The 25,385-nt window shown below is 68.6% G+C and carries 24 protein-coding genes; 19 read left to right on the forward strand and 5 right to left on the reverse strand.

Translation table 11 applies throughout. The annotated features are described in order from the left end of the window. Positions 1-4 precede the first annotated feature (4 nt). The 7 genes from KHC28_RS05740 (at position 5) to KHC28_RS05770 (ending at position 7,700) form a co-directional block, all read left to right on the forward strand. Positions 5-610, forward strand: coding sequence for a dimethylamine monooxygenase subunit DmmA family protein (locus tag KHC28_RS05740; protein WP_214007381.1), 606 nt, complete (start codon positions 5-7; stop codon positions 608-610). Next, positions 607-1,557: a PDR/VanB family oxidoreductase gene (locus KHC28_RS05745; protein WP_214007382.1), complete on the forward strand. Its 951-nt coding sequence runs from the start codon at positions 607-609 to the stop codon at positions 1,555-1,557. The genes KHC28_RS05740 and KHC28_RS05745 overlap by 4 nt, the downstream gene beginning before the upstream one ends. 70 nt (positions 1,558-1,627) lie before the next feature. After that, positions 1,628-2,695: a heme-dependent oxidative N-demethylase family protein gene (locus KHC28_RS05750; RefSeq protein WP_214007383.1), complete on the forward strand. Its 1,068-nt coding sequence runs from the start codon at positions 1,628-1,630 to the stop codon at positions 2,693-2,695. Positions 2,696-2,702: 7 nt separating this feature from the next. Further along, entirely contained in the window at positions 2,703-3,425 is a 723-nt protein-coding gene (locus KHC28_RS05755) for a helix-turn-helix domain-containing protein (RefSeq protein WP_214007384.1), read from the forward strand. A 208-nt stretch (positions 3,426-3,633) separates the two neighbouring features. Beyond that, on the forward strand, positions 3,634-4,527 hold the full coding sequence (locus KHC28_RS05760; protein WP_246564374.1) for an ABC transporter substrate-binding protein: 894 nt from the start codon (positions 3,634-3,636) through the stop codon (positions 4,525-4,527). Positions 4,528-4,608: 81 nt separating this feature from the next. Continuing rightward, positions 4,609-5,712: a quaternary amine ABC transporter ATP-binding protein gene (locus KHC28_RS05765; RefSeq protein WP_214007386.1), complete on the forward strand. Its 1,104-nt coding sequence runs from the start codon at positions 4,609-4,611 to the stop codon at positions 5,710-5,712. Then, positions 5,709-7,700, forward strand: coding sequence for an ABC transporter permease (locus KHC28_RS05770; RefSeq protein ID WP_214007387.1), 1,992 nt, complete (start codon positions 5,709-5,711; stop codon positions 7,698-7,700). Before KHC28_RS05765 ends, KHC28_RS05770 begins: the two co-directional genes overlap by 4 nt. A gap of 196 nt (positions 7,701-7,896) precedes the next feature. Here the strand turns inward: KHC28_RS05770 and KHC28_RS05775 are convergent, their stop codons facing one another. Both KHC28_RS05775 and KHC28_RS05780 read right to left on the reverse strand, forming a co-directional pair. After that, on the reverse strand, positions 7,897-8,811 hold the full coding sequence (locus KHC28_RS05775; protein ID WP_214007388.1) for a dihydrodipicolinate synthase family protein: 915 nt from the start codon (positions 8,809-8,811) through the stop codon (positions 7,897-7,899). Between the two features lie 10 nt (positions 8,812-8,821). Continuing rightward, positions 8,822-10,306 (reverse strand): aldehyde dehydrogenase, encoded by a 1,485-nt coding sequence (locus tag KHC28_RS05780; RefSeq protein WP_214007389.1) that lies wholly within the window; start codon positions 10,304-10,306, stop codon positions 8,822-8,824. Positions 10,307-10,521: 215 nt separating this feature from the next. On the opposite strand from KHC28_RS05780, the gene KHC28_RS05785 reads away from it, so the two are divergent. The 11 genes from KHC28_RS05785 to minE all read left to right on the forward strand — a co-directional run bounded on the left by KHC28_RS05785 (position 10,522) and on the right by minE (position 21,118). After that, positions 10,522-11,142, forward strand: coding sequence for a cupin domain-containing protein (locus KHC28_RS05785; RefSeq protein WP_214007390.1), 621 nt, complete (start codon positions 10,522-10,524; stop codon positions 11,140-11,142). Between the two features lie 144 nt (positions 11,143-11,286). After that, entirely contained in the window at positions 11,287-12,144 is an 858-nt protein-coding gene (locus tag KHC28_RS05790; protein WP_246564377.1) for an ABC transporter permease, read from the forward strand. After that, complete coding sequence (locus KHC28_RS05795; protein ID WP_214007391.1) at positions 12,141-12,947, forward strand: ABC transporter permease; 807 nt, start codon at positions 12,141-12,143, stop codon at positions 12,945-12,947. Before KHC28_RS05790 ends, KHC28_RS05795 begins: the two co-directional genes overlap by 4 nt. After that, positions 12,944-14,041 (forward strand): ABC transporter ATP-binding protein, encoded by a 1,098-nt coding sequence (locus KHC28_RS05800; RefSeq protein ID WP_214007392.1) that lies wholly within the window; start codon positions 12,944-12,946, stop codon positions 14,039-14,041. The genes KHC28_RS05795 and KHC28_RS05800 overlap by 4 nt, the downstream gene beginning before the upstream one ends. 37 nt (positions 14,042-14,078) lie before the next feature. Beyond that, positions 14,079-15,143, forward strand: a complete 1,065-nt coding sequence (locus KHC28_RS05805) for a polyamine ABC transporter substrate-binding protein (RefSeq protein WP_214007393.1) — start codon at positions 14,079-14,081, stop codon at positions 15,141-15,143. A 90-nt stretch (positions 15,144-15,233) separates the two neighbouring features. Beyond that, positions 15,234-16,706 carry an FAD-binding oxidoreductase gene (locus KHC28_RS05810; RefSeq protein WP_214007394.1) on the forward strand — a complete coding sequence of 491 codons (1,473 nt, stop codon included), beginning with the start codon at positions 15,234-15,236 and terminating at the stop codon, positions 16,704-16,706. A 23-nt stretch (positions 16,707-16,729) separates the two neighbouring features. Further along, positions 16,730-17,914 carry an alpha-hydroxy acid oxidase gene (locus KHC28_RS05815; RefSeq protein WP_246564379.1) on the forward strand — a complete coding sequence of 395 codons (1,185 nt, stop codon included), beginning with the start codon at positions 16,730-16,732 and terminating at the stop codon, positions 17,912-17,914. Position 17,915: 1 nt separating this feature from the next. After that, positions 17,916-19,226, forward strand: coding sequence for an NAD(P)/FAD-dependent oxidoreductase (locus KHC28_RS05820; RefSeq protein ID WP_376772610.1), 1,311 nt, complete (start codon positions 17,916-17,918; stop codon positions 19,224-19,226). A gap of 90 nt (positions 19,227-19,316) precedes the next feature. Beyond that, on the forward strand, positions 19,317-20,027 hold the full coding sequence (gene minC, locus KHC28_RS05825) for a septum site-determining protein MinC (RefSeq protein ID WP_214007395.1): 711 nt from the start codon (positions 19,317-19,319) through the stop codon (positions 20,025-20,027). A gap of 9 nt (positions 20,028-20,036) precedes the next feature. Next, complete coding sequence (gene minD / locus KHC28_RS05830; protein WP_214007396.1) at positions 20,037-20,849, forward strand: septum site-determining protein MinD; 813 nt, start codon at positions 20,037-20,039, stop codon at positions 20,847-20,849. Next, on the forward strand, positions 20,846-21,118 hold the full coding sequence (gene minE / locus KHC28_RS05835) for a cell division topological specificity factor MinE (RefSeq protein WP_214007397.1): 273 nt from the start codon (positions 20,846-20,848) through the stop codon (positions 21,116-21,118). Before minD ends, minE begins: the two co-directional genes overlap by 4 nt. A gap of 106 nt (positions 21,119-21,224) precedes the next feature. On the opposite strand, the gene KHC28_RS05840 is transcribed toward minE, so the two are convergent. Then, positions 21,225-22,811, reverse strand: a complete 1,587-nt coding sequence (locus KHC28_RS05840) for an MFS transporter (protein WP_214007398.1) — start codon at positions 22,809-22,811, stop codon at positions 21,225-21,227. Further along, complete coding sequence (locus KHC28_RS05845) at positions 22,808-23,935, reverse strand: HlyD family secretion protein (RefSeq protein WP_214007399.1); 1,128 nt, start codon at positions 23,933-23,935, stop codon at positions 22,808-22,810. Before KHC28_RS05845 ends, KHC28_RS05840 begins: the two co-directional genes overlap by 4 nt. A 105-nt stretch (positions 23,936-24,040) precedes the next feature. Between KHC28_RS05845 and KHC28_RS05850 the strand changes: the two genes are divergently transcribed. Then, positions 24,041-24,523: a MarR family winged helix-turn-helix transcriptional regulator gene (locus KHC28_RS05850; RefSeq protein WP_214007400.1), complete on the forward strand. Its 483-nt coding sequence runs from the start codon at positions 24,041-24,043 to the stop codon at positions 24,521-24,523. A gap of 86 nt (positions 24,524-24,609) precedes the next feature. On the opposite strand, the gene KHC28_RS05855 is transcribed toward KHC28_RS05850, so the two are convergent. Continuing rightward, positions 24,610-25,374 carry an SDR family NAD(P)-dependent oxidoreductase gene (locus tag KHC28_RS05855; protein WP_214007401.1) on the reverse strand — a complete coding sequence of 255 codons (765 nt, stop codon included), beginning with the start codon at positions 25,372-25,374 and terminating at the stop codon, positions 24,610-24,612. Between the last annotated feature and the right edge of the window lie 11 nt (positions 25,375-25,385).

Consider the following 25,385-nt stretch of genomic DNA (forward strand, 5'->3'; position numbering starts at 1 on the left):
GCCCATGCTCGTCTCGGACATCAAGAGCCGTCCCGTCTATGAGCGCCTCGGCGTCGATGCGAGCGGCCGCCGCCATCTGGTGGTCAGCGACGCGCCGCGCCCGCTCGCCGAGGTGATCGACGGCGCGGACAGCGCCGCCGCCCCCCTCGGCTATTGGGTGGTCGCCGCCACCAGCGCCGTCGACGCCCAGCCACAGGCGGAGCCGGCCACCGGCAATGCCGTGCCGCTGGAGCGGCGCGCCTTCCGCGCCGTGCCGCATTTGCTCGACCGGCTGTCGCACCGCCTCGCGCAGGAGACCGTCGGCTTCCGGCTCTATGCGGTGGGCGAGGAAGGCTTCGTCTGGAACGTGGCGAAGCTGGCGCGGGAGGCCGGGCTGGAGGCCGCCGAGTGCCGCACCGCCCATGCCGGTTCGCTGCGCCGCCGGGTGTTCTGCGTCCATTGCAAGACGATCACCGAGGACGTCACCACCAGCCTCGCCGCCTGCGACGGCTGCGGCGCCCATCTGGTGGTGCGCGATCATTTTTCCCGCCACCTCGCCGCCTTCATGGGCGTGCAGGCTGATGCCGAGGCGCCGGGCGAGTTGCCCCCGGTCGAGGAGCTGTTTCCATGACCGCCCTCACCGTCCCGCTGCGCGTCGCCGCCACTGTCCCGCTGTCGCCGACGCTGCGCGCCTTCACGCTCATACCGGCCGATGGCGGCCTGGCGCCGCCCTCCGGGCCCGGTGCGCATCTGCGGCTGCACCTGCGCAGCGGCGGCAAGCTGCTGAGGAACGCCTATTCGCTGACCTCCAATCCCGAGGACCGCAGCCACCTCTCCATCATCGTGCGGCGCGTCGCGGCCTCCAGGGGCGGCTCCGCCTTCCTGCACGAGGAGGTGGCGGAAGGCGACGTGATCGAGGCCGGCCTGCCGGCCAACCTGTTCCCGCTGGTGCGCACCGCCCGCAAGCATCTGATGGTGTCGGGCGGCATCGGGCTGACGCCATTCCTCGCTTATATCGCCGCCTTCGAGGCGGCGGGCACGCCGTGGGAGCTGCACCATTTCTGCCGCCCCGACGAGCGCGCGGTGTTCGAGGCGCTGCTGGCGCGGCTACCGGCCTCGCGCGTGCACATCCATTGCGACATGGCGCTCGGCGCGCTGGAAGACGCCCTGCTCCGCCAGCCGCTCGGCACCCACTTCTACACCTGCGGCCCCGCCGCGCTGATGGAGGCCGGCCTCGCGCTGGCGCAGGCGCTCGGCTGGCCGAAGGTGCGGCTGCATTCGGAATCCTTCGGCGGCGCGGCCGAAGGCGGCGCACCCTTTGTCGCCGTGTTGCGCCGCTCCGGCATCGAGGTGGCGGTCGGGGCCGAGACCAGCCTGCTCGCCGCCATGGAGGCCGCCGGCGTCGACGCGCCCTGCCTGTGTCGCGGCGGCGCCTGCGGCCAGTGCCTCATCGAGGTGGCCGAGGGCGAGCCCGAGCATCGCGACCATTTCCTCGACGAGGCGGAGCGCGCCTCCAATCGCCTGATCATGACCTGCGTGTCGCGGTCCCGCACCCCGCGCCTCGTGCTCGAACTGTGACCCGCGACCCCGCCTTTTCCCGCCCAAACCGACTTGTCCTACGCGATTTCCTGCCGGACGGAGCGACGCCGTGACCATCCAGTTCAAGCCGGACGAGACCTTCCGCGACGAGTTCAGCTATTCGAACTCCGACGCCGCGGTCCTGCGCTTCCCGTTCCCGTTCCCGGAAGACGCCTACATGTACTCGGTGAACATCGAGCCGCATGTGCGCGGCGGCCCGAGCCCGGCCTTCGACAACCCGTTCGACGTCGACGAGCACTATGTCGCCGAGTGCCGCGAGCGGGCGAAGGTGCTGGAGCAGGACCCGAGCCGCTGCAAGGTGCTGCCGCACATGATGGCGGCGGAGTGGGACACGCTGGAGCTCATCATGGAGAGCTTCGCGACGTCCTATCCCGAGCACTTCACCCTGACCCGCGACGGCACGAGCTGGACCTGGGAGAACCGCCCGCTCGGCATCCGCGACAGCTTCACCTTCGGCGACGCCTCCACCCTGCCGCTGCCGCCCTTCGAATACATCACCCGGCAGGCGCAGGGCGACTTCACCCTGCAGGACCAGCGCGAGGACAATCTGTTCGTCGACGGCGGCATGGTGACGACGCAGGCCGACTGGTCGCTCGATTTCGACGTCGGCATGACCTTCCACCAGTGGCACGGCCCGGTGCCGCTCGCCCACCAGAAGGGTGTGTTCGACCGGGCGCTGAAATTCCTGCTGCGCCTGCAATATGGCGCCCCGGTGCGGCGGCTGAACTGGACCATGACGGTCAATCCCCGGCTCGACACCTCGCCGGAGAACTACCCGCAATGGGGGCCGGACCGTCTGACGCTGACCCCGGAGAATATCGGCCGCAAGCTGCATCTGCGCGTCGAGTTGCAGTCGCTGTTCCGCCTGCCGCGCTCCAACGCCATCCTGTTCGGGATACGCTGCTATCTGTGCAGCATCGAGGACCTCGCCCGCGTCGGGGTCTGGGGCAAGCGGCTGCACCGCGTGCTACGCGACCTGCATCCCGAGATCGCCGACTACAAGGGCACGACGCGCTACCGCGACATGGCGGTGGCCTATCTCGCGCCGTTCGACGACGGGGCGGAACTGCCGGCCGGCACCGCGCCGCGGCAGTCCACGCTGGCGCCCAGGTCCTGAGGCCGGCATGCGAAGGCCGCTGCGCACGCTGACCCAGCCCCTGCCGGAACGTCCCCTGGACGGAGCCGACCTCGCGCTCGCCGAGCCGCCGGCGCCTACCCCGGCCCCACCACCGGCGGAAGAGGCGGTCGTCACCGGCTCGAACGCACCGCGCGCGGCCAGCCTCACCGTCGAGCAGGCGATCGGCGCGCAGATCAAGCAGCAGCGCAAGAAGCTCGACATCACCAGCGCCGAGCTCGCCGCCACCGCGAAGATCTCCCCCGGCATGATCTCGAAGATCGAGAACGGCCAGATCTCCTCCTCGCTGGCGACGCTCACTGCGCTGGCCGGCGCGCTCAACGTGCCGATCGCCTCCTTGTTTGCCGGCTATGACGACCGCCGCGACTGCTCCTTCGTCAAGGCCGGCCAGGGCGTCGTCATCGAGCGGCGGGGCACCAAGTCCGGCCATATCTACGAGTTGCTCGGCCACTCGCTCGGCACCGACGTGACGATCGAACCGTTCCTGATCACCCTGACCGATACCGCCGCGCCCTATTCCGCCTTCCGCCATGCCGGGGTGGAGCTGATCTACATGCTCACCGGCTGCGTCGGCTATCGCCACGGCGACAAGGTCTACCGGCTGGAACCCGGCGACACGCTGTTCTTCGACGCCTCCGCCCAGCACGGGCCGGAGGAGCTGATCTGCGTGCCCACGACCTACCTGTCGATCATCGCCTACCCGAAGGAATGACCGCGCCACGGCGCGGCGTTTCCCGGGGCACCGACGGTAATGCGGGGCCGTTTATTGGCCTGCAATTTGCCTATGAAGAAAAAGATGTTCCTGAAAGGACATGTCGAGACGACGCGTTGCCTTCAAAAATCCATCCCGAGGGAAAGATACGATGCGCGTTCACCATCTCACGACCGCTTTCGCCAAAGGTGTGGCCCTATGCGGCCTCATGGGTCTCCTGCCCCTCGCCGCCCCGGCCCAGGCGCAGGAATCCAAGGACCCGATCATCATCGCCCTGCACGACTGGACCGGGCAGCACATCACCGCCCACATCACCGGCGAGCTGCTGAAGGCCAAGGGCTACAAGGTCGACTACGTCACCATCGACTATCTCACCGGCCTCACCGCCATGGAGAATGGCGACGTCACCTTCATGCCGGAACTGTGGGCGACCACCGCCGGCGACGCGATGAAGGCCTCGGACGCCACCGGCAAGACCGAGAATCTCGGCCCGCTCGGCCCGGCCGCCAAGGAGGAGTGGTGGTACCCCTCCTACATGAAGGAGAAGTGCCCCGGCCTGCCGGACTGGAAGGCGCTGCTGAAGTGCGGCGAGGCGTTCTCCGCCCCCGAGACCGCGCCCAAGGGCCGCTATCTCGGCATGGAGGCGACCTGGGGCGGCCACGACCCCGAGCGCATCGAGGCGCTGGGCCTGCCCTTCGTCGCGGTGGACGCCGGCACCGAGGCGGCGATGTTCGCCGAGCTGAAGTCCGCCTATGAGCGCAAGGCGCCGATCATGCTCTGGGTCTATTCGCCCCACTGGGTGCCCTCGGTGTTCCAGGGCGAATGGGTGCAGTTCCCCGAATATGAGGCGGCCTGCTACACCGACCCGAAATGGGGCATCAACCCCGACAAGGCCTATGATTGCGGCAAGCCGCATGGCGAGATCTTCAAATACACCTCGGCCGAGACCAAGAAGAAGTGGCCCGGCGCCTACGACGTGATGAAGAAGCTCAAGGTCGACGGCCCCGAGCTCAACCTGATGGTCAAGGAGGTCGACGTCGACGGCAAGCCGCTCGACGAGGTGGTCGCCGCCTATGTGGTCAAGCACAAGGGCGCCTACTGATCCCTGCCCCGTGACAGGCGCCGCGCGTTCCTCCCCGCGCGGCGCCACCGCCTCACCGTCCGTTCGATGAAGGGCCGTCCCATGGCACTGGTCTCGCCTGCGTCCGAAATCGCGCCTGACGTCGCACCCATCCCGGTGTCGCCCGCCAAGGTGCGCGCCGCCGCCGACGCGCCGCCAGCGCTCATCTGCCGCAACCTCTGGAAGATCTACGGCGCCAATGCCGACGCCTTCCTGCGCGCCAATCCGATTCCCACCCCGGCCGAGGTGCGCGCCGCCGGCCTGTTCGCGGCGGTACGCGACGCCACGCTGGAGATCCGCCAGGGCGAGATCTTCATCATCATGGGCCTGTCGGGCTCGGGCAAGTCGACACTGGTGCGCTGCCTGTCCCGCCTCGTCGAGCCGACCGCCGGCTCGGTGTTCTACGAGCACCAGAACCTTCTGCGCATGACGCCGGCCGAGCTGATCCAGGTGCGCCGGCACAAGATGGGCATGGTGTTCCAGAACTTCGCCCTGCTGCCGCATCGTACCGTGCTCGGCAACGTCGCCTTTCCGCTCGAGGTGCAGGGCATGGGCAAGGCGGAGCGCGAGGCCCGCGCGCTGCAGATGATCGAGCTGGTCGGCCTCGCCGAGCGAGCCGGCTATTATCCGCGCGAGCTCTCCGGCGGCCAGCAGCAGCGGGTCGGCATCGCCCGCTCGCTGGCGGTGGAGCCCGCGCTGTGGTTCCTCGACGAGCCGTTCTCGGCGCTCGATCCGCTGATCCGCCACGAGATGCAGAACGAGTTCCTGCGCCTGCAGCGCATGCTGTCCAAGACCATCGTGTTCATCACCCATGATTTCGACGAGGCCATCCGCCTCGGCGACCGCATCGCCATCATGAAGGACGGCGCGATCATCCAGGTCGGCACGGCAGAAGAGCTGGTGCTCAACCCGGCCTCCGACTACGTCTCCGCCTTCACCCGCCATGTGGCGCGCGGCAAAGTGCTGACCGCCGGCGGCGTCTGCGTGCCGGTGCACCCGGGCGAGACGCTGGCCGCCGCCGTGCCGGCCTCCGCGCTGGTCGCCGAGGTGGCCGAGAGCGTGCTCGCCTCCGAGGCCCCGGCGGCGGTGGTCGATGCCGACGGCATGATCATCGGCAAGCTGGAGCGCGCCACGGTGATCGCCAACCTCGTCGGAGGCGTCCAGTGAGCGAGGTGGCGCTGCCGCGCGACGACACGCATCCCCGACGCTTCCCGGTCGGCTGGATCGTCGCCGGCGTGGTCGCCCTCGCCGTGCTCGTGCCCTATGCGGCGCCGGACAGCTTCGGCTGGGCGAAGACCTATCCTGCCCGCTGGATCGTGCCGATCAGCGATTGGCTCAAGGCGTTCCTGTTCTGGCTGTCGCGCGACCTGTCCTTCGGCCTGTTCACCTTCAAGGACATGACGCGCTTCGTCTCCGGCCTGTTCGGCTATGCGCTGGAGGTGCCGAAGGCGCTGTTCTCCTCCGGCGTCACCTTTGGTGACGAAGAGGGGGCGTTCCATATCCCCCGCCTGTCCTGGGCCGGCCTCATCGCGGCGGTGACGATCTGGAGCTATCTGCTCGGCGGCGTGCGCCTCGCGGTGCTCGGCCTCCTCGGCTTCTTCTACATCCTCGTCTTCGGCCAGTGGGACAGCGCCATGGTGACGCTGTCTCAGGTGATCCTCGCGGTGCTCACCGGGGTGGCCGGGGGCATCGGGCTCGGCATCCTCGCCTACCGGGTGCCGCGTCTCGAAGGCACCGTCGTCGCGGCGCTCGACTTCATGCAGACCGTGCCGACCTTCGCCTATCTGGTGCCGCTGGTGTTCCTGGTCGGCGTCGGCCCGGTGTCGGGCATGCTGGCCACCATCCTCTACGCCATGCCGCCCATGGTGCGCGTCACCATGATGGCGCTGAAGCGGGTGCCGCCCGAGCTCGACGAGCTCGCCCGCATGACCGGCTGCGAGCCGAAGCAGGCGCTGTGGAAGGTGCTGGTGCCCTCGGCACGTGACGACCTGCTGGTCGGCGTCAATCAGGTGATCATGCTGACGCTGAACATGATCATCATCGCCGCGATGATCGGCGCCGGCGGCCTCGGCTTCGACGTGCTCAACGCGCTCAGGCAGGCCAACGGCCTCGGCAAGGGACTGGAAGCCGGCCTCGCCGTGGTGGCGCTCGCCATCGTGCTCGACCGCATGAGCCGGGCGCTGGTGGAACTGCGCCCGGTGCACGGGGCGGCCGCCGCCCGGCGCCGCCAGCTGTTCTGGATCGGCCTCGCGGCGCTCCTCGCCTGCACGCTGCTGTCCTTCGTATTTCCGGTGCTGGAGAAGCTGCCGGCCGAATACCGCATCTCGACCGGCAATATGTGGTCCGACGTGGTCAGCTGGGTGAACGTCAACCTGTTCTCCACCGCCGACGCCATTCGCACCTTCCTGCTGATGAACCTCCTGGTGCCGGTGAAGACCTTCCTCATCGGCTTTCCCTGGATCGGCCTGCTGGCGGTGGTGGCCGGCGGCGCCTGGGCGCTCGGCGGCTGGGGCTTCGCGCTCGGCATGACCGCGCTCATCGCCTTCATCCCGGTTGCCGGGCTGTGGGAGCGGGGGATGACGACGATCTATCTCTGCTCGATCTCGGTGGTCATCGCCACGCTGGTCGGCCTGCCGCTCGGCTTCCTCGGCAGCCGTTCGGAGCGCATGCACAAATTCCTCGGCGCGATGTGCGACACGCTGCAGACGCTGCCGTCCTTCGTCTATCTGCTGCCGGTGGTGATGCTGTTCCGCATCGGCGACGTCTCGGCGCTGGTCGCCATCGTGCTCTACGCCATGGTGCCGGCGATCCGTTTCACCGATCACGGCCTGCGCCGGGTACCGCCGAGCCTGCAGGAGGCCGGCACCATGGCCGGCTGCACCGGCACGCAGCGCCTCGCCAAGGTGGAGCTGCCCTATGCGCTGCCGGAGATCATGCTGGGGGTGAATCAGGTGATCATGATGGCGCTGTCCATGCTGGTGGTGTCGTCCTTCGTCGGCACCAACGATCTCGGCAAGCAGATCCAGGTGGCGATCTCGCAGGCCGATCCCGGCAAGGGGCTGTCGGCCGGCCTCGCCATCGCCTTTCTCGGCATCCTCGCCGACCGCATGATCGGCCGCTGGGTCGCCACGCGCCGCGAGCGGATGGGGCTGTGAGGCAAAACGTCGAGGACAAGACGCCGAGGGATCGCGACGGGGCTGGCGGTTCGACGCCCGCCCCGCCGCCCGGGCGGCAAGCCTGGAGCCCTTATCGATCAGGTCGCATCACCTGATCGATAAGGAAGCGCTGTCGATCCGATGAGCTGGAGCATGTTCTCGTCGCGAAAGCCTTTCAGCTTTCGCGGAGCTTGCTCTAGCCGGCGGCCTGCATCTTCAGCGTACCGTCGGCGAGCAGTGCCTTGACCGCCGCCGCCAGCCGCGCCTCCCCGGCTTCGGACAGCGCGGCCACCGGCGGCAGCGAGCGGCCGATCGGCAGGCCGATCAGCGCGAAGGCCCGCCGCACCGCCTCGGGGAACTGCTCGGCGAACAGGGCGTCCATCAGCGGATGCAGCCGCGCTTGCAGCGCCAGCGCCTCCTTCACCCGGCCCTGCTCCGCCTGCTTCTGCACATTGTCCCAATAGCCCGGCAGCAGCGCCGCCGAGGTCAGCACTCCGCCCTTGGCGCCGAGCATCACCTGCTCGACGAACAGCGTGTCCTGCCCGGACAACAGGCAGAAGCGGTCGCTGACCAGCGGGGCGAGCTGGGCGAAATGGTAGAGGTCGGTGCTGGAGGCCTTCATGCCGACGATCAGCCCTTCCCGCTCCAGCTGGGCGATGGTGGCCGGGGTCGTCACCATGTTGGTGCGGTAGGGATTGTCGTAGAACACGATCGGCAGCTTCAGCTCCGGCGCCAGCGCCCGGAAATAGCGCAGCGTGCCCTCCTGGTCGGGACGGGCATAATAGGGCGGGATCACCATCAACCCGTCGGCGCCGGCCTCGCGATAGGCGCGGCCGCTCTCCAGCGCGCCGCCGAGGCCGGGGTCGAGCACGCCGGCGACCACCGGCACCCGGCCGGCGGCGGCGGCGACCGTCACCTCGACGATGCGCCGGCGGGTGGCGAGGCCGAAGGAGTTCGCCTCGCCGGTGCCGCCGACCGGCACCAGGCCGGAGGCGCCGTTGACGATCTGGTAGTCGACGACGCGGGCGAGATTGGCCTCGTCCAGCGTGCCGTCGTCCTTCAGCGGCGTCGGGAAGGCGGGGATCAGCCCGCGAAACATCAGCTCTGTCATTGCCGCCTCTTCAGCCGAGATGGATCCAGGTCGCCTTCAGCTCGGTATATTTCTCGAGCGCGTGCAGCGACTTGTCACGTCCGAAGCCGGACTGCTTGAAGCCGCCGAAGGGCGAGGAAATGTCGCCATGGTCGAAGCAGTTCACCCACACCACGCCGGCGCGCAGCGCCGAGGAGGCCTTGAACGCCTTGTTGATGTCGCGGGTCCACACCGCCGCCGCGAGCCCATAGGTGGTGTCGTTGCCGATCTTGATGGCGTCGTCGATGTCCTTCGCCACGAGGGTGGCGAGCACCGGCCCGAAGATCTCCTCGCGGGCGATGGTCATGTCGCTGGTGACGTCGTCGAACAGCGTGGTCTCGATGAAGCAGCCATCGGCGGCGATGCGCTTGCCGCCGAGCCGGAGCTTGGCGCCCTCCGCCACGCCCTTCTCGATGTAGCCCATCACCCGCTCGGTCTGGCGGGCATCGACCATGGCACCCATCTCGGTCGCCGGATCGAGCGGATCGCCGACCTTGATGGCGCCGCCGACCTCGATCACCTTCTCGACGACGCGGTCCTTCACGCTCTCCTCGACGACGAGGCGCGAGCCGGCGTTACACACCTCGCCCTGATTGTAGAAGATGCCCCAGGCCGCCGAGGTGGCGGCGGCATCGAGATCCGGCGCGTCGGCGAGGATGATGTTCGGGCTCTTGCCGCCGCATTCCAGGCCGACCCGCTTCATGTTGGAGCGCCCGGAATATTGCAGGAAATACTTGCCGACCTCGGTCGAGCCGGTGAAGGCGACGGCGTCGACGTCCATGTGCAGGCCGAGCGCCTGCCCGGCGGTCTCGCCGAGCCCCGGTAGCACGTTGAACACGCCGTCCGGGATGCCGGCCTCGCTCGCCAGCGCCCCGAGCCGGATCGCGGTCAGCGAGGACTGCTCGGCCGGCTTGAGGATCACCGAATTGCCGGCGGCGAGGATCGGCCCCAGCTTCCAGGCGGCCATCAGCAGCGGGAAGTTCCAAGGCACCACCGCGGCGACCACGCCGAGCGGCTCGCGGCGGATCAGCGACACCGCGCTCGCCGCCGTCGGGGCGATCTCGTCATAGACCTTGTCGATGGCCTCGGAATACCAGTCGATGCACTGCGCCGACAGCGGCAGGTCGACGGCGAGGCTGTCGCGGATCGGCTTGCCCATGTCGAGCGTTTCGAGCAGCGCCAGTTCCTCGGTGTGATCGGCGATCAGCGCGGCAAAGGCCTTGAGCCGCTTCTTGCGCTCGCGCGGCGCCATGCGCGACCAGTTGCCGGCCTCGAACGCCGCCCGCGCCACCTTCACCGCCTCATCGACATCCTCCGCGTCGCAGGCGGCGATCTGCGTCAGCACCTTGCCGGTGGCCGGATTGACGCAATCGAGCACCTTGCCGGACAGCGCCGGGACGTAGCGCCCGCCGATGAAGGCCTGGCCGTTAAGGGAAAGCGACGCGGCACGCGCGTGCCAATCGATCGGAGCGGACATGAGGCGGGATCCTGCGGAAGCGGCGGCCGGCGATGCGTGACGGCCTCTGAATGAGGTCTCCCATGATAGGGAGCGTTTTCATCGGCCTCTACATCTTTTTTGGTTTTCTGAAAAATGAATTGGCTTCTTCGCCAGATGCGGCTATCGCTATAGACTGTGACAACCTGCCCGCTGGGCGGGACCACCGGTCGGATGAAAACGGAATTTTCCCCTCCATGTCGCCCATGAAGATCGTTGACGACGCCGCACGCATGCCGGCCGGCATGAGCAATCCCGACGACGAAACCCAGAAGCTCGGCCAGCGGATCCGCGATCTCCGGCTCAAGGCGGGGATGACTCTGTCCGATCTCGCCAAGGGCACCGGCGTGTCGATCGGCACGCTGTCGCAGCTGGAGCGCGGCCTGGTCTCGCCGACCGTGCGCACCGTCTACACCGTCGCCAACGCCCTCGGCGTCATGCCGGCCTGGCTGATCGACCCTTCGCAGAGCCCGGTTCAGACCGCCGAAACCCGTTATATCGTAAGGGCCGGACAGCGCTCCCGCCTGCTCGACATCGACGGCATCCGCAAGGATATCGCCTCACCGTCCTCGAGCGAGCGGCTGCGCGGCTTCTTCATGGTCATCCAGCCCGGCTGCAATTCGGGCTCGCAGCCCTATTCGCACAAGGGCGAGGAGATCGGCTTCCTGTTGTCCGGCTCGCTCGAGCTGCAGATCGACGGCGAGACCTTCAGCCTCAACGAGGGCGACTGCTTCGCCTTCTCCAGCGACAAGCCGCACCATTTCGCGAATCTCGGCGCGCGCCCGGCCTCGGTGTTCTGGGTGAACGCCGATATCTGACGCGTGTTTAGCGCGTTTAGTTTTCAGAATTCTGAACTTTGACATTGCAGTTCTGAAAACCGGCTGTCATAGTCCGGGCATGCCCTCAGGGGCGACGGCGAGCGACCCGCAGCGGCCGCCCGGCAACCGAAGGACGTGCCACCCTTGGCCCAATCATCCTCCGCATCGGACCTCAGCCCCTGGACGGCCCTCCTGCTGCTGGCCCCGCTGACGGCCGTGATGCTGCTCATCCTCATCTACCCGTTAGGCCTGACGGTCTGGACCAGCCTCTATAACGGGCGGTTCTCCTTCGACGCCTATGTCGAGCTCGCCTCCAGCACGCTGTTCCTGCGGGTGCTGCGCAACACCTTCGAGATCGCCATCGGCGGCACGCTGGTCAGCCTGATCGTCGGCTATCCGGTGGCGCTGCACCTCGCGGCCCAGCCGCCGCGCCGGCGCACCGCCTATCTCATCATGGTGATGCTGCCGTTCTGGACCAGCATCCTGGTGAAGAGCTTCGCGCTGGTGGCGGTGTTCGGCAATCAGGGCCTGATCAACCAGTTCCTCGGCTTCGTCAGCGGCGGCACGCTCAACGTGCCGATGATGTTCAACCGCGTCGGCGTCATCCTCGGCATGATCAACTTCCTGCTACCCTTCATGATCCTGTCCATCCTCGGCAGCCTGCTGGCGCTCGACCGCCGGCTGATCCTCGCCGCCGAGACCATGGGCGCGGGCCCGCTGCGCATCTTCTGGAAGATCACCCTGCCGCTCAGCCTGCCCGGCGTGCTCGCCGGCGTGCTGATCAACGTCACGCTGTCGATCGGCATGTACATCACCCCTGCCCTGCTCGGCGGGCGGCAGGACATGATGGTCGCCAACCTCGTCGACTTCTACACCCGCCAGACGCTCGACTGGACCGCCGCCTCGGCCACCGCCGTGGCGCTGCTCATCCTGTCCGGCCTGCTGGTCGCCCTGCTCGGCAAGGTGCGCGGCTCGGCCGGGCTCGCGGGAGCCGGCGCATGAACGAGCTGTTCGGATCCAGCCGCGTCGCGCGCGGCCTCGTCTCCTCCATGGCGTGGCTCTGCTACGCGTTCCTGCTGGTGCCGAGCCTGATCGTCATCCCGATCTCCTTCGGCAATCCCGGACAGATCGAGTTCCCGCCCCGGCAGTTCTCGCTGGAGCTCTACCGCCAGTTCTTCACCGATGCCGCCTGGTGGGGCTCGACGGTGCAGAGCCTGATCGTCGCCTGCCTGACCACGCTCGCCACCCTCGTGCTCGCCGTGCCCGCCGCCTATGCGCTGGCGCGCTCGCGCCTGCCGGGTCGCGCGGGTCTCCAGGGACTGTTCATGATGCCGATGCTGGTGCCGGTCATCGTGCTCGGCCTCGGCCTCTATCTCCAGTACTCGAACTGGGGCCTGCTCGACACCACCGCCGGGCTGGTGCTCGCCCATGTCATGCTGACGACGCCCTACATCATGGTGTCGGTGATGTCGGGCCTCAGCCATTCCGACGTGGCTCTGGAGACCGTGGCCTCGATCATGGGCGCCTCGCGGCTGCGCATCTTCTTCCGCGTGGTGCTGCCGCAGCTCAAGACCTCGATCGCGGTGGGGGCGCTGTTCGCCTTCCTGATGTCGCTCGACGAGGTGGTGGTCGCCTATTTCCTCACCGGCACCGACAGCATGACGCTGCCGGTCAAGATGTACTCCTCCCTCCGCTGGGAGCTGACGCCGGTGCTGGCGGCGGTCTCCACGCTGCTCACCGTTCTCTCGCTCATGATCGCCCTCGGGATCATCGCGATGCAGGGCAAGACCGAGGCCTCCAAATGACCGCCAGTTCCACCCCCGCGATGGTCGAGCTCCAGGGCGTCGCCAAGCGCTATGGCGAGGTCAACGCCCTGCACCGCGTCGACCTCTCCATCGCCAAGGGCGAGTTCGTCACCCTGCTCGGCCCTTCCGGCTCCGGCAAGACGACGCTGCTCAACCTGATCGCCGGCATGATCACCCCGAGTTCCGGGCGCATCGTCATCGACGGCCGCGACGCCACCACCCTGCCGACCAACAAGCGCGGCCTCGGCATGGTGTTCCAGAACTACGCCCTCATGCCGCACATGACGGTGTTCGAGAACATCGCCTTCCCGCTGGAGGTCCGCCGCCTGTCCAAGGCGGAGATCCAGCGCAAGGTCGGCGAGGCGCTGGAACTGATCCAGCTCGGCCATGTGGCGAACCGCAAGCCGCGCGAACTGTCCGGCGGCCAGCAGCAGCGCATCTCGCTGGCGCGCTGCATCGTCTACAACCCGGCGCTGATCCTCATGGACGAGCCGCTCGGCGCGCTCGACAAGAAGCTGCGCGAGCAGATGCAGCTGGAGATCAAGCGGCTGCACGCCGAGCTCGGCATCACCATGCTCTACGTCACCCACGATCAGGACGAGGCGCTGACCATGTCCGACCGCATCGTCCTGATGAATGGCGGGCGCATCGAGCAGCAGGGCACGCCGGACACGCTGTATTTCCGCCCCGAGACGGTGTTCAGCGCCGAGTTCATCGGCTCCTCCAACCTCATTCCCGGCACGGTGGAGATCGGCGCGGACGGCTCCCATGCGCTGAACACCGCGCTCGGCCGCTTCGACGCCCCCGCGCCCGAGCGGGCGATCAAGGCCGGCGAACCCGCCGTGCTGCTGGTGCGGCCGGAAAACATGACGCTGACCGACGCCGCGACGCCGGCCAGCGTCGCCGGCCATATCGAGGATTCCATCCTGCTCGGCGGCGTGGTGCGCCATTTCGTGCGCTGCGCCGATGGCTCCAGCCTGATCATCCAGGAGCTCAACCAGCCCGGGCGGTCCGGTGCGCACCGGGGCGACGCGGTCCGCGCCGCCTGGCAGCCGCAGCACGGCCGCCTTCTGCCGCCGGCCCCGGCCGGCTGATCGACGAACGAACACCAGAAAAAGAGGGGACGTGCCTATGACCAAGATCCTGTTCACCACGTCGCGGCGCGACGTCCTGCGCGGCGGCGCCGGCCTTCTCGGGCTGATGGCCACCCCGGCGGTGTTCACCGGCCGGGCCACGGCCGCCGACACCACCCTGACCGTCACCTCCTGGGGCGGCGACTACAACAAGTCGGTGCGCGAGGTGTTCGCCGACCCCTTCACCGCCGAGACCGGCATCAAGGTGACGCTGGTCGACAATGGCGACATGGCCAAGGTGAAGGCGCAGGTACAGGGCAACAACGTCCAGTGGGACGTGATCGACGCCCCCGCCGCCTTCGCCACCTCCGGCGCGCGCGACAAGCTCTGGGAAGAGCTGGACATGGGCATCATCAAGCCGGGCGAGCTGATCGCCAAGCCAGCGGCCGACTACATGCCGATGTATCTCTATTCCGGCGGCCTTCTGTGGGACGACAAGCGCACCCCGGACGGCAAGCACCCGGTCGACTTCGCCGGCTTCTATGATTTCGCGAAATATCCCGGCCGCCGCGTCATGCGCTCGCTCGCCTCCGAGACGCTCGAAGTCGCGCTGGTGGCCGACGGCGTCGCGCCGAAGGACCTCTACCCGCTCGACATCGACCGCGCCTTCGCCGCGCTCGACCGCATGAAGCCGCACGTCTCCAAATGGGCGGCGACCACGCCCGACCAGGTGAACGCCGTGGTCCAGAACGAGGGCGACTTCTCCTACAGCTACTTCAACCGCGTGAAGTCGGCGCAGAAGGCCGGCGCCCCGCTCGCCTTCTCCTTCGAGCAGACCGTCAACTCGCTCGACTATTTCGCCGTCCCCAAGGGCACGAAGAACAAGGAAGCGGCGATGCGCTTCATCGACTTCTGCCTGCGGCCCGACCGGCAGGTCGCGTGGTCGGTGCGCGGCTACTACCTGCCCAACAGCGTCGCCGCGATGGACGAGGTCAAGAAGTCGCCTTCCGGCGATTTCCTGCCCGACCTCACCAACGGCAAGAACGTCATCGTCAACTCCCAGTGGTGGGGCGAGAACTACACGGCAGTGCAGAAGCGCTATGCCGAGTGGATGCTGATCTGATCGTCCACCTGATCGGCCCCGTCCCGGCCGCCGGGACGGGGTTCGTTTTTCCGCGTGCCTTCCTCCCGCCGCCCATCCGGTACGAATGCCATGTCCGCCGAAGCCGCCGCCGCCCGCCCCGCCGCCGCCCCTTCCAATGACGCCCTTCTCGCCGAGCTGAAGGCGATCCTCGGTGAGCGCTACGTGCTCACCGACGCCGTCGACACCGCGCTGTTCCTCACCGATCATCGCGGCCGCTATCACGGCAAGGCGCTAGCAGTGGTGCGCCCCTCTTCGACCGCCGATGTCGCGAAGGTGGTGAAGACCTGCGCCGAGGCCGACGTCGCCATCGTGCCGCAGGGCGGCAATACCGGCCTGTGCGGCGGCGCCACGCCGCTGGAGCCGCGCCCGGCCGTGGTGTTGCGGCTCGACCGCATGAACCGCATCCGCGCCGTCTCGCCGGCAGAGGAGACCATCACCGTGGAGGCCGGCTGCATCCTCGCCGACATCCAGGGCGCGGCGGCGAAGGAAGGCCTCTTGTTCCCGCTCAGCCTCGGCGCCGAGGGCAGCTGCCAGATCGGCGGCAACATCTCCACCAATGCCGGCGGCATCGCCGTGCTGCGCTATGGCAACATGCGCCAGCTGGTGCTCGGCCTCGAAGTGGTGCTCGCCGACGGCACCGTGCTCGACGGGCTGCGCCGGCTGCGCAAGGACAATGCCGGCTACGACCTCAAGCAGCTGTTCATCGGCGCGGAAGGCACGCTCGGCGTGGTCACGGCGGCGGCGCTGAAGCTGTTCCCCGCCATCCGCTCGCGCTCCATCGCCCTGATGCAGCTCGACAGCGTCGAGGACGCGCTCACTTTGTTCGCCCGCGCCCGTGCGGTGTTCGGCGAGCGCATCTCCAGCTTCGAGATCATCGGCTCGTCCTATATGGACTTCGTACTGCGCTACGTGCCGGGCACGGTGATGCCCTTCGCGCAGAAATCGCCCTGGTACCTGCTGATCGAGGCCGGCGACTCCCAGCTTGACGCCCCGCTCGCCACGGCGATGGAGGGTTTCCTCGCCGAAGCCTTCGAGGCCGGGCTCATCTCCGACGCCACCATCGCCGCCAGCCTCGCGCAGGAAGAGGCGATCTGGAAGCTGCGCCACGGCGTGACCGGCGAGTTCAAGCTGGCCGGCAAGACCATGTCGCACGACACTTCGGTGCCGGTCGCCGAGCAGCCGGCCTTCGTCCGGCGCGTCGAGGAAGGTGTTCTTGCCGCCTATCCCGACGCCAATGTGATGTCGGTCGGCCATATCGGCGACGGCAACATCCACGTCGTCGTGCTGTTCCCGCATGAGCGTTTCGCGACCTCCGAGGAGTTCGAGATCGCCTCCGACGCCATCGACGTCATCATCGACGACGTGGCGATGGAGCTCGGCGGCTCGATCACCGCCGAGCACGGGGTCGGCACCACCTATCGCAAGCGCCTGGCCCGCACCAAGAACCCGGCCGAGCTGGCGGTGATGCGCCAGATCAAGGCGGTGCTCGATCCCGAAAACCGGATGAACCCCGGCAAGCTCTTCCTGCCCGGTGCCGCCTGACGCGGCCGGGCGAGGATCTCGGCATGTTGTCCACCGCCCTCAATATCGAGGATGTCCGCAAGCAGGCGCGGCGGCGCCTGCCGCGCGGCATCTTCGACTATATCGACCGCGGCGCCGAAGACGAGGTCGGCCTCGCCCGGCTGCGCCGTAGCTTCGACGACCTCGCCTTCCATCCCCGCGTGCTCGTCGACGTCTCCCGCCGCGATCTCTCCACCCGGCTGTTCGGCCGCGAGCGGCCGCTGCCTCTGGTGATCGCCCCGACGGCGGCGGCCGGCCTCGTCTGGCACCAGGGCGAGATCGAACTCGCCCGCGCGGCGGCGAAAGCCGGCATTCCCTTCACCATCGCCACCGGCTCCATGACCGAGATGGAACGCATCGCCACCGAAGCGCGCGGCGAATTGTGGTTCCAGCTCTATATGTGGCATGCGCGGGAGCTCTCCCACGCGCTGATCGACCGGGCCTGGGCCAACGGCATCGAAACGCTGGTGCTGACCGTCGACACCGTCGCCAACCCGATCCGCGAATACAACGCCCGCAACGGCTACGAGGTGCCGATTCGCGCCAGCCTCAAGGGCGGCCTCGACATGCTCGCCCATCCGCGCTGGGTGGGCGGCGTGCTGTTGCGCTACCTGCTCGACGAGGGCATTCCGACCTATCGGCACTATCCCGAGAGCTTCCGCTCCAGCATCACCCGCAAGGCGACCTGGGAGCAGGTGCGCCTCACCGACGCCATGGGCTGGGACGACCTGAAGGACCTGCGCCGCCGCTGGCCCGGCCGGCTGATCCTCAAGGGCGTGCTGCGCGCCGACGACGCCGCGCGCGCGGTGGAGGCCGGAGTCGACGGGATCGTCGTCTCCAGCCATGGGGCGCGCAATCTCGACGCCGCCGTGCCGCCGGTGCGCGCCCTGCCGGCCATCGTGGAAGCGGTGCGCGGACGGGCCGCCGTGCTGGCCGACAGCGGCGTGAAGCGTGGCGCCGACGTGCTGAAGCTGATGGCGCTCGGCGCCGACGCGGTCCTGATCGGTCGCGCCCCGCTCTACGGCACCGCCATTGCAGGGGAAGCCGGCGCCAGCCACGTGCTGCGGCTGCTGCGGCAGGAGATGGAAGCCGTGATGGGCTTCCTTGGCTGCGCCAGCCTCGACGAACTCGATACCTCCTTCATCTCGACCGAGGGCGACCGACAGGAGCGCCCCTTCGCGGGAAACTGACATGAGCACCATGGCGTCGCCGAAGCCCTCGTCTCCGAAGCCCTTGCCCCCCAACGTCTACCGGCTCGACGCGCCGCCGCCGCCGCAGACCCCGCCGCTCGACGGCTCGCGCCGCGCCTCGGTGGCGATCATTGGCGGCGGCATCGTCGGGCTGACCACCGCCCTGCACCTCGCCGAGGCCGGCACCGACGTCGTGGTGCTGGAAGCCAACGAGCCGGGCTGGGGCGCCTCCGGCAATAATGGCGGCCAGCTCAATCCCGGCCTCAAATTCGATCCCGACGAGATCGAGAGGACCTGGGGACCCGAGCTCGGCCGGCGCATGGTGAGCTTCGCCTGGGACACGCCGACCCGCGCCTTCGAGCTGATCGAGCGGCTCGGCATCGCCTGCGACGCCCATAAGGGTGGCACGCTGCGCGCCGCCCGCAGCGCCAGGGCGCGCGAGGCGGTGGAGGCCACTGCCCGCCAGTGCATGGCGCGCGGCATGCCGGTCACGTGGCTCGACCGGGCCGCGGCGGCGACGGCGACGGGCACGCCGGCCTATCACGGCGCGATGCTCGATACCCGCGGCGGCAACCTCAATCCCCTCGCCTATTCGCGCGGCCTCGCCCGCGCGGCGCAGGCGGCCGGCGCCCGCATCCATGGCGGCACCCGGGCCACCGCGCTGCGCCGCACGCCCTCCGGCTGGTCGATCGACACGCCCGGCGGCACCGTCGAGGCCGAGAAGATCCTGATCGCCACCAACGGCTTCACCGACGATCTGTGGCAAGGCCTGCGCCGCACCATCGTGCCGGTGTTCAGCGCCATCGCCGCCACCGAGCCCCTGAGCGCGGCGCAGCGCACCGGCATCACGCCGAACCGGCCCTCGGTCTATGAGAGCGGGCGCATCACCGTCTATTACCGCATCGATGCCCAGGGACGCCTGCTGATGGGCGGGCGCGGGCCGATGCACCCGATCGCCACGCCGGACGCCATCGCCTATCTCACCGACTACGCGCAGCGGCTCTGGCCACAGCTGAAGGGCGTGCGCTGGACCCATGGCTGGAACAGCCAGCTGGCCATGACCAAGGACCACTGGCCGCATGTGCACGAGCCCTCGCCGGACGCGCTGATCTATCTCGGCTGCAACGGCCGCGGCGTCGCGCTCGGCACCGCCCTCGCCCGCCAGCTGGCGGATCGGCTGCTGCACGGCCCGGCCTCGCAGCTCGACCTGCCGGTGGTGGCGCAGAAGCCGATCGCCTTCCACGGCTTCTGGCCGCTGGGCGTGCGCACCCTGGTGCTGCATGGCCGGATCATGGATCGGCTCGGCCTGTAATCCCCTGCCCTGCAAGCGGTTCCCGGCGGTTCTTAACCAGCCGTTAACCAAGATTAACCGATTCTCTCCTCACTAGAGGAGATTCGCACCGTGAACGCTGTCAGCCGCTCCGGCCCGTCCATCCGCTTTCGCGGCCGCTCGTTCATGGCGATGACGCTGGTGGCCGATGTGCCGCTGCAGCCCTGGCTGGCCGACTTCGACATCTGGCTGGAGCGCTCGCCGGGCTTCTTCACCGGGCGGACCGTCGTGCTCGACATGGCCGGCACCGCCACCAGCAAGGCCGAGGTCGAGCGCTGGATCGGCGAGCTCGCCACGCGCGGCGTGCGCCTCGTCGGGCTCGAGGGCGTGAAGCCCAGCATGATCGACGCCTCCATGCCGCCGGTGCTGCGCGGCGGGCGCGACGCCACCCTCGTCATCCCCGAAGAGCCGGTCGCGGTGGCTGAGCCGCCGCGCAAGTCGGTCGAGCCGACCGACCCGGTGAACATGCTGGTCGAGCAGCGAGTACGCTCGGGCCAATCCATCGTCTGCCTCGAGGGCGACGTGACCGTGGTCGGCTCGGTCGGCGCCGGCGCCGAAATCATCGCCGGCGGGTCGATCCACGTCTACGGCACCCTGGCCGGGCGGGCGATCGCCGGAGCGACCTACGGTTCGAGGGCACAGATCTTCTGCACGAAGATGGAAGCCGAACTGATTGCCGTCGACGGGACCTACCGGACGGCGGAAGACATCGACGGTGCCCTGCGGGGGCGGGCCGTGCGTGTGTGGACCGAGAACGACACATTGCGGCTTGCCGCACTTTAGGAGCGAGGCATGGCAAAGGTCATTACAGTTACGTCTGGAAAGGGCGGCGTCGGCAAGACGACGACGACCGCCGCGATCGGTGCCGCGCTGGCGCGTACCGGCGACAAGGTCGTCGTCGTCGATTTCGACGTCGGCCTGCGCAATCTCGACCTCATCATGGGAGCCGAGCGGCGCGTGGTCTATGATTTCGTCAACGTCATCCAGGGCGATGCCCGGTTGCCGCAGGCGCTGATCAAGGACAAGCGCCTCGACTCGCTGTTCCTGCTGCCGGCCTCGCAGACCCGCGACAAGGACGCGCTGACCGAAGAAGGCGTCGACAAGGTCATCGACGACCTCCGCCGCCATTTCGACTGGGTGGTCTGCGACAGCCCGGCCGGCATCGAGCGCGGCGCGACGCTGGCCATGCGCCACGCCGACATCGCGATCGTCGTCACCAATCCCGAGGTGTCCTCGGTCCGCGACAGTGACCGCATCGTCGGCATCCTCGACTCCAAGACGCTGAAGGCGGAGCGCGGCGAAACCGTCGACAAGCGCCTGCTGCTGACGCGGTACGACGCGGTCCGCGCCGCGCGCGGCGACATGCTGAAGATCGAGGACGTGCTGGATATCCTCTCGCTGCCGCTGCTCGGCATCGTGCCCGAAAGCCCGGACGTGCTGAAGGCCTCGAACTTCGGCGTGCCGGTCTCGATCCACGACCCGGACAGCGTGCCGGCCCGCGCCTATAACGACGCAGCTCGGCGCCTCAAGGGCGAGGAACTGGCGGTGGAAGTGCCGAAGCAGCGCCTCGGCCTGTTCGGCAAGTTCCTGCGGAGGGCGGCATGACGCTCTGGAAGCGCTTCTTTACCAATGGCAGCGCGCCCCAGGCGCGCGAGCGGCTGCAGATCCTGCTCTCGCATGAGCGCCAGGTTCTCGGCGGCGACGACCTGCTGTCCAGCCTCCGCGAGGACATTCTGGCCGCCGTCGCCAAGCGCGTTCCCTGCGAGCGTGACAGCGTGAAGGTTCGCCTGGAGCGCGGCGCGCCGATGTCGATCCTGGAGATCGAGGTCGAGATCCGCGGCAATGTCGAACTCGGGCTGACGCGAGCCGCCTGACGGCCGCACCGGAACGACGAGTGGTCGAGGCGCCGGCGATCCATGCGACCGCCGGCGCCGTTCGCATTTTTGGGCACGCGGGGTCGAACCGTTGCCGGGCCATGCGTCAGGCACGGGGAACAAGCGGCCCGGGCGGCGGCGCCTTCATTAACGCCACCAGCAGCAGGCCTGCCAGCGCCAGCCAGTAGCACAGCTGAAAGCCGTCGATATAGGCGAGCACGTTGGCCTGCTGCTTCACCAGCGAGGCCAGTGAACTCAGCGCCCGCTGATAGGCCGACCCGGCATCGACGGGCGTGAAGCGGCTGGCCAGGGCCGCCATCGCCTGCTCGACGGAGGCTTCGCCATCCGACACGTGCTGGCCCAGCTGGTGGGAATGCACCTGCTCGCGGATCCTGAGCCAGGTCATCATCAAGGCGAGTCCGATCTGCGCGCCGCCGAGGCGCAGGACCTGGATATAGGCGGAGAAGGCGGTCGCGCGCTTGGGGTTGGCGTTGCTCAGCGCGATAACGATGATGGCGACGAAGGTCAGCCCGTGGCCGGCCGATTGCAGCAGGGTGACGGGCACGAAGTCGTCCAGCCGCCACACGCCCGTCAGCCGCGTCGCCATGAGGCTCGCAAGGGCGAAGGCACCAAGGCCGAGCGTCAGCACGATGCGGGCATCGATCCGCCGCAGCAGGAACACCGCCAGCACGGTAAAGCCGATCAGCGGCAGCGCGACGGAGCCGAACAGCAATTCGCCGGTCTGCTCCGGCCGCAGCGTGCCGATCACGTCGAGGAAGTTGGGAACCAGCAGGCTGTTCGACACGCTGGTCAGGGTGAACAGCACGGTGACGCCCAGCATGAGCAGAATGTTGCGCGACATCAGCACCTTGGCGCTGGCCCAGGGTTCCGGATGCAGCAACTCGTTGATCCAGAACGCCACGATCAGCGCCGCGCCGCCCGCCAGCGTCGCCACCACCGTTCCCGATTCCAGCCAGTCGAGCCGGTTGCCCTGGTCGAGCCCGACATAGATCAGGGTGAGACCGGCACCGAACAGCAGCATGCCGCCCCAGTCCGCGTGGACGAGCAGCCCGCGATCCACCCGCTCGCGCGGAACGCCGACATAGACGAGCAGCGCCATGACTGGCGCGACCAGCGCATCCTGCCAGTACATCCACTGCCACCCCAGCGTCTGCACGTAATAGCCCCCGAGCGCCGCACCGGAATTGAGGGTGAAGGCGGACCGGAAGGCATACAGCGCGATGGCCGGCAGCCACCACTGCATGGAAAGGTTGCGCAGGATGATGAGCAGCGTCGCCGGCACGAAGACGCCGAGCAGCAGCCCGCGCGCCACATGCAGGACGACCAGCAACTCGTAATGGCGCACGAACGGGATCAGCAGCGAGATCGCCGCATAGACCAGGCTGGGCACGCCGAGCAGCCGCCGGACCCCGAAGGTGGTGGCCAGCCACGCCACCGCCGGCGCAATCAGGATCTGCGGCGCCAGCGCGGCGGTGCTCAGCCAGGCGCCCTCGTCATAGCCGAGCGAAAAGCCGCCCCGCAGATCAGCGAGCCCGACCGTGAACAAGCGGCTGTCGAAGGCCGCCAGGAACGTGCCGACCATCACCGCGGCCACCGCGAAGCCCGGATGATGCGAGCGCGCCCCGCGCGTCACCGGGTTGTCGGCGGGCAGATCCGGCGCCGGCGCGCTCATGGCTGTGCCGCCATCCGGGCTCTGCGGTCGGTACGGATCGCCGTGACCACCGACATGCCCGGGCGCAGCCGGTCCAGCGCCACCTGCCCCTCGTCGATGGCGATCCGCACCGGGATGCGCTGCACCACCTTGGTGAAGTTGCCGGTCGCGTTGTCCGGCGGCAGCAGTGCGAATTGCGAGCCGCTCGCCGGCGCGATCCGCTCGACATGCCCGCGCAACGTGACATCGGGCAGGCCGTCGACGGTGATGTCGACCGGCTGGCCCACGGCGACGTTGGGCAGCTGGGTCTCCTTGTAGTTGGCGATGACATGGACATGCGGCAGCGGCACCAGCGCGATGACGCTGGTACCGGCGGAGACATAGCTGCCGGCCTGCACCAGCCGCTCGCCGACCACGCCGTCCGCCGGGGCGACGACCCGCGTGTAGTCGAGTTGCAGCTTCGCCGCCTCCAGCGTCGCCTGCGCCGCCGCCCGTTCCGCCTCCTGCTGGCGCCGGGTGCCGGAGAGAACATCCAGTTGCCGGCTCTGCGCCGTCAGCGAGGCTTCGGCGGCCTTCAGGTCCGCCTGCGCCGTCACATGCGCCGCGATCGCCTGCTCGACACGCTGCTTGGTGCCGGAACCGGTCGGCAGCAGCGCTTCCTGGCGCTGCCGCTCCTGCCGGCTTTCGAGTTCCTTGGCCACGGCCGAGGCACGCGCGGCATCGGCCTGCTCGATGACCGCGCGCTGGAGCGCGATCTGGTTGGCAAGGTTGGCGAGGGTCGCCTCCGCCGCGGCGACATTGGCCTCCGCCTTGGCGACGGCGGCGGCGTTGTCGGCCGGATCGATCTCCGCGATGACGTCGCCGGCATGGACGCGCTGGAAGTCCCGCGCCGGAAAGCTCTTGATGACGCCGGAAATGCGGCTGGCGACCCGGATGTTCTCGGCGCGGATCTGCGCGTCGTCGGTCGTCTGGACGGCGGCAAGGCCGACCCAGTCGTTCCAGTGGCCGGCCGAGTAGCGCACCAGCGCCAGCACCATAGCCAGGGCGAACAGGGGTATCAGCAGGCCGCGCAGCAGGCGTCGCGTGACCTTGGACGGCGCGCCGTCGCTGTCGGGGACGCTGGGGGCAGATCCGGGGCTGGTCATGGTTGGATGCCGATCCGAATGTTTCCGTCAGGGAAACATATTGCATTGCTGAAATTCAGTAATGCAACTATCATGATCGACATGAACTCGCAATTGGAGTGTCGCATGCAGAGCGAGACGCATTCGGCGGACGATATCGGCAACCTGCCGGGGTTTCTGATCCGGCGCTGCAATCAGGTCGCCATGGCGATCTTCCTCGACGAGACATCGGGCTTCGATCTCAGCCCGGCGCAATATGGCGCGTTGTCCGTGGTGGCCGCCGATCCCGGCCTCGATCAGACGCGGCTGATGGAGCGCTCCGCCCTCGACCGCTCATCCGTCACCAAATGCGTGGAACGGCTGGAGGCACGCGGCCTCATCCGCCGGGAGGTCGATCCGGCCGACCGCCGCGTACGTCGGCTCTACATCACCGAGCCGGGGCAACAGCTACGTACCGAGGTGCGCGAGCACGTGCTCCGCAGCCAGGCGCGGTTGCTGGCTCCCCTGGGGGCGGAACGCGCGACGCAGTTGCTCGCCATGCTCAAGGAGCTGGCCGATTCCCACAATGCGGCCAGCCGCGTCCCGCTGCGGGACGGCGACGCGGCCTGAGCCGAGGGGGCGGGAACGGACGCGTACCGCCTTCCATGCGAACCGCCGGCCAAAAGCGAGGCGTCAGCCGCCTCGCCGGGCGATCATCACGGCAGATACATGCCGCCATTCACATGGATGGTCTGGCCGGTGAGGAAGTCGCCGGTCGGCAGCGCAAGGGTGCGCACGATCTCCGCCACGTTGCGCGGCGCGCCTTCATGCCCGACCGGCAGATAGCCGCCGCCGGGGAAGGCGCCGCCCGAACCGGAGGTCTTGGAGCGGGCGCCGCCGATCCGGCCGGGTACCACGATGTTGGCGGTGATGCCCTGCTCGCCGAACTCGATCGCCAGCGCCTTGGTGAAGCCGACCAGCGCGGCCTTGGCGGTGGCCACATGCACGCGATGCGACACGCCGGCATGCGCGCTCACCCCGCCGATGGTGACGATGCGGCCGAAACCGTTGCGCACCATCGCCGGCACGGCGGCACGGGTCACGAGGAAGGCGCCCTCGACGATGACCGAATAGACCGAGCGGAACGTCGCAAGATCCAGCTCGGTGAAGGGCCGTTCGCCGCGCACCGCGGCATTGTTCACCAGTATGTCGAGCCGCCCGGTCTCCTTGAGAATGGCCTCGACCAGACCCTGCGCCTCGGCCTCGACGGTGATGTCGGCGAGGAGCGCCGTCGCCTGCCCGCCTTCGGCGCGGATCTCGGCGGCAACCGCCTCGATCTCGTCGCGCGACGACTTGGCGTGCACGACGACATGCGCACCCTCGCGCGCCAGCAGCAGGGCGCTCTCACGGCCGATGCGCCGGGCCGAGCCGGTGACGAGGGCGACCCGGCCGGAGAGCGGGCGATTATCGGCGGAACTCATGATGCGTTTCC

This window comes from Ancylobacter sonchi (assembly GCF_018390695.1).
In the GTDB taxonomy this organism is placed as follows: domain Bacteria; phylum Pseudomonadota; class Alphaproteobacteria; order Rhizobiales; family Xanthobacteraceae; genus Ancylobacter; species Ancylobacter sonchi.

Bases quoted from the DNA above. Each gene is read 5' to 3' on its own strand.
- KHC28_RS05760 (WP_246564374.1), top strand. From the start codon at position 3,634: ATGGGTCTCCTGCCCCTCGCCGCCCCGGCCCAGGCGCAGGAATCCAAG.
- KHC28_RS05740 (WP_214007381.1), top strand. From the start codon at position 5: ATGCTCGTCTCGGACATCAAGAGCCGTCCCGTCTATGAGCGCCTCGGC.
- KHC28_RS05810 (WP_214007394.1), top strand. From the start codon at position 15,234: ATGTCCGCCGAAGCCGCCGCCGCCCGCCCCGCCGCCGCCCCTTCCAAT.
- KHC28_RS05780 (WP_214007389.1), bottom strand. From the start codon at position 10,306: ATGTCCGCTCCGATCGATTGGCACGCGCGTGCCGCGTCGCTTTCCCTT.
- KHC28_RS05775 (WP_214007388.1), bottom strand. From the start codon at position 8,811: ATGACAGAGCTGATGTTTCGCGGGCTGATCCCCGCCTTCCCGACGCCG.
- KHC28_RS05815 (WP_246564379.1), top strand. From the start codon at position 16,730: ATGTTGTCCACCGCCCTCAATATCGAGGATGTCCGCAAGCAGGCGCGG.
- minD (WP_214007396.1), top strand. From the start codon at position 20,037: ATGGCAAAGGTCATTACAGTTACGTCTGGAAAGGGCGGCGTCGGCAAG.
- KHC28_RS05845 (WP_214007399.1), bottom strand. From the start codon at position 23,935: ATGACCAGCCCCGGATCTGCCCCCAGCGTCCCCGACAGCGACGGCGCG.
- KHC28_RS05745 (WP_214007382.1), top strand. From the start codon at position 607: ATGACCGCCCTCACCGTCCCGCTGCGCGTCGCCGCCACTGTCCCGCTG.
- KHC28_RS05855 (WP_214007401.1), bottom strand. From the start codon at position 25,374: ATGAGTTCCGCCGATAATCGCCCGCTCTCCGGCCGGGTCGCCCTCGTC.
- minE (WP_214007397.1), top strand. From the start codon at position 20,846: ATGACGCTCTGGAAGCGCTTCTTTACCAATGGCAGCGCGCCCCAGGCG.
- KHC28_RS05820 (WP_376772610.1), top strand. From the start codon at position 17,916: ATGAGCACCATGGCGTCGCCGAAGCCCTCGTCTCCGAAGCCCTTGCCC.
- KHC28_RS05805 (WP_214007393.1), top strand. From the start codon at position 14,079: ATGACCAAGATCCTGTTCACCACGTCGCGGCGCGACGTCCTGCGCGGC.
- KHC28_RS05755 (WP_214007384.1), top strand. From the start codon at position 2,703: ATGCGAAGGCCGCTGCGCACGCTGACCCAGCCCCTGCCGGAACGTCCC.
- KHC28_RS05765 (WP_214007386.1), top strand. From the start codon at position 4,609: ATGGCACTGGTCTCGCCTGCGTCCGAAATCGCGCCTGACGTCGCACCC.
- KHC28_RS05850 (WP_214007400.1), top strand. From the start codon at position 24,041: ATGCAGAGCGAGACGCATTCGGCGGACGATATCGGCAACCTGCCGGGG.
- KHC28_RS05785 (WP_214007390.1), top strand. From the start codon at position 10,522: ATGTCGCCCATGAAGATCGTTGACGACGCCGCACGCATGCCGGCCGGC.
- KHC28_RS05800 (WP_214007392.1), top strand. From the start codon at position 12,944: ATGACCGCCAGTTCCACCCCCGCGATGGTCGAGCTCCAGGGCGTCGCC.
- KHC28_RS05795 (WP_214007391.1), top strand. From the start codon at position 12,141: ATGAACGAGCTGTTCGGATCCAGCCGCGTCGCGCGCGGCCTCGTCTCC.
- KHC28_RS05840 (WP_214007398.1), bottom strand. From the start codon at position 22,811: ATGAGCGCGCCGGCGCCGGATCTGCCCGCCGACAACCCGGTGACGCGC.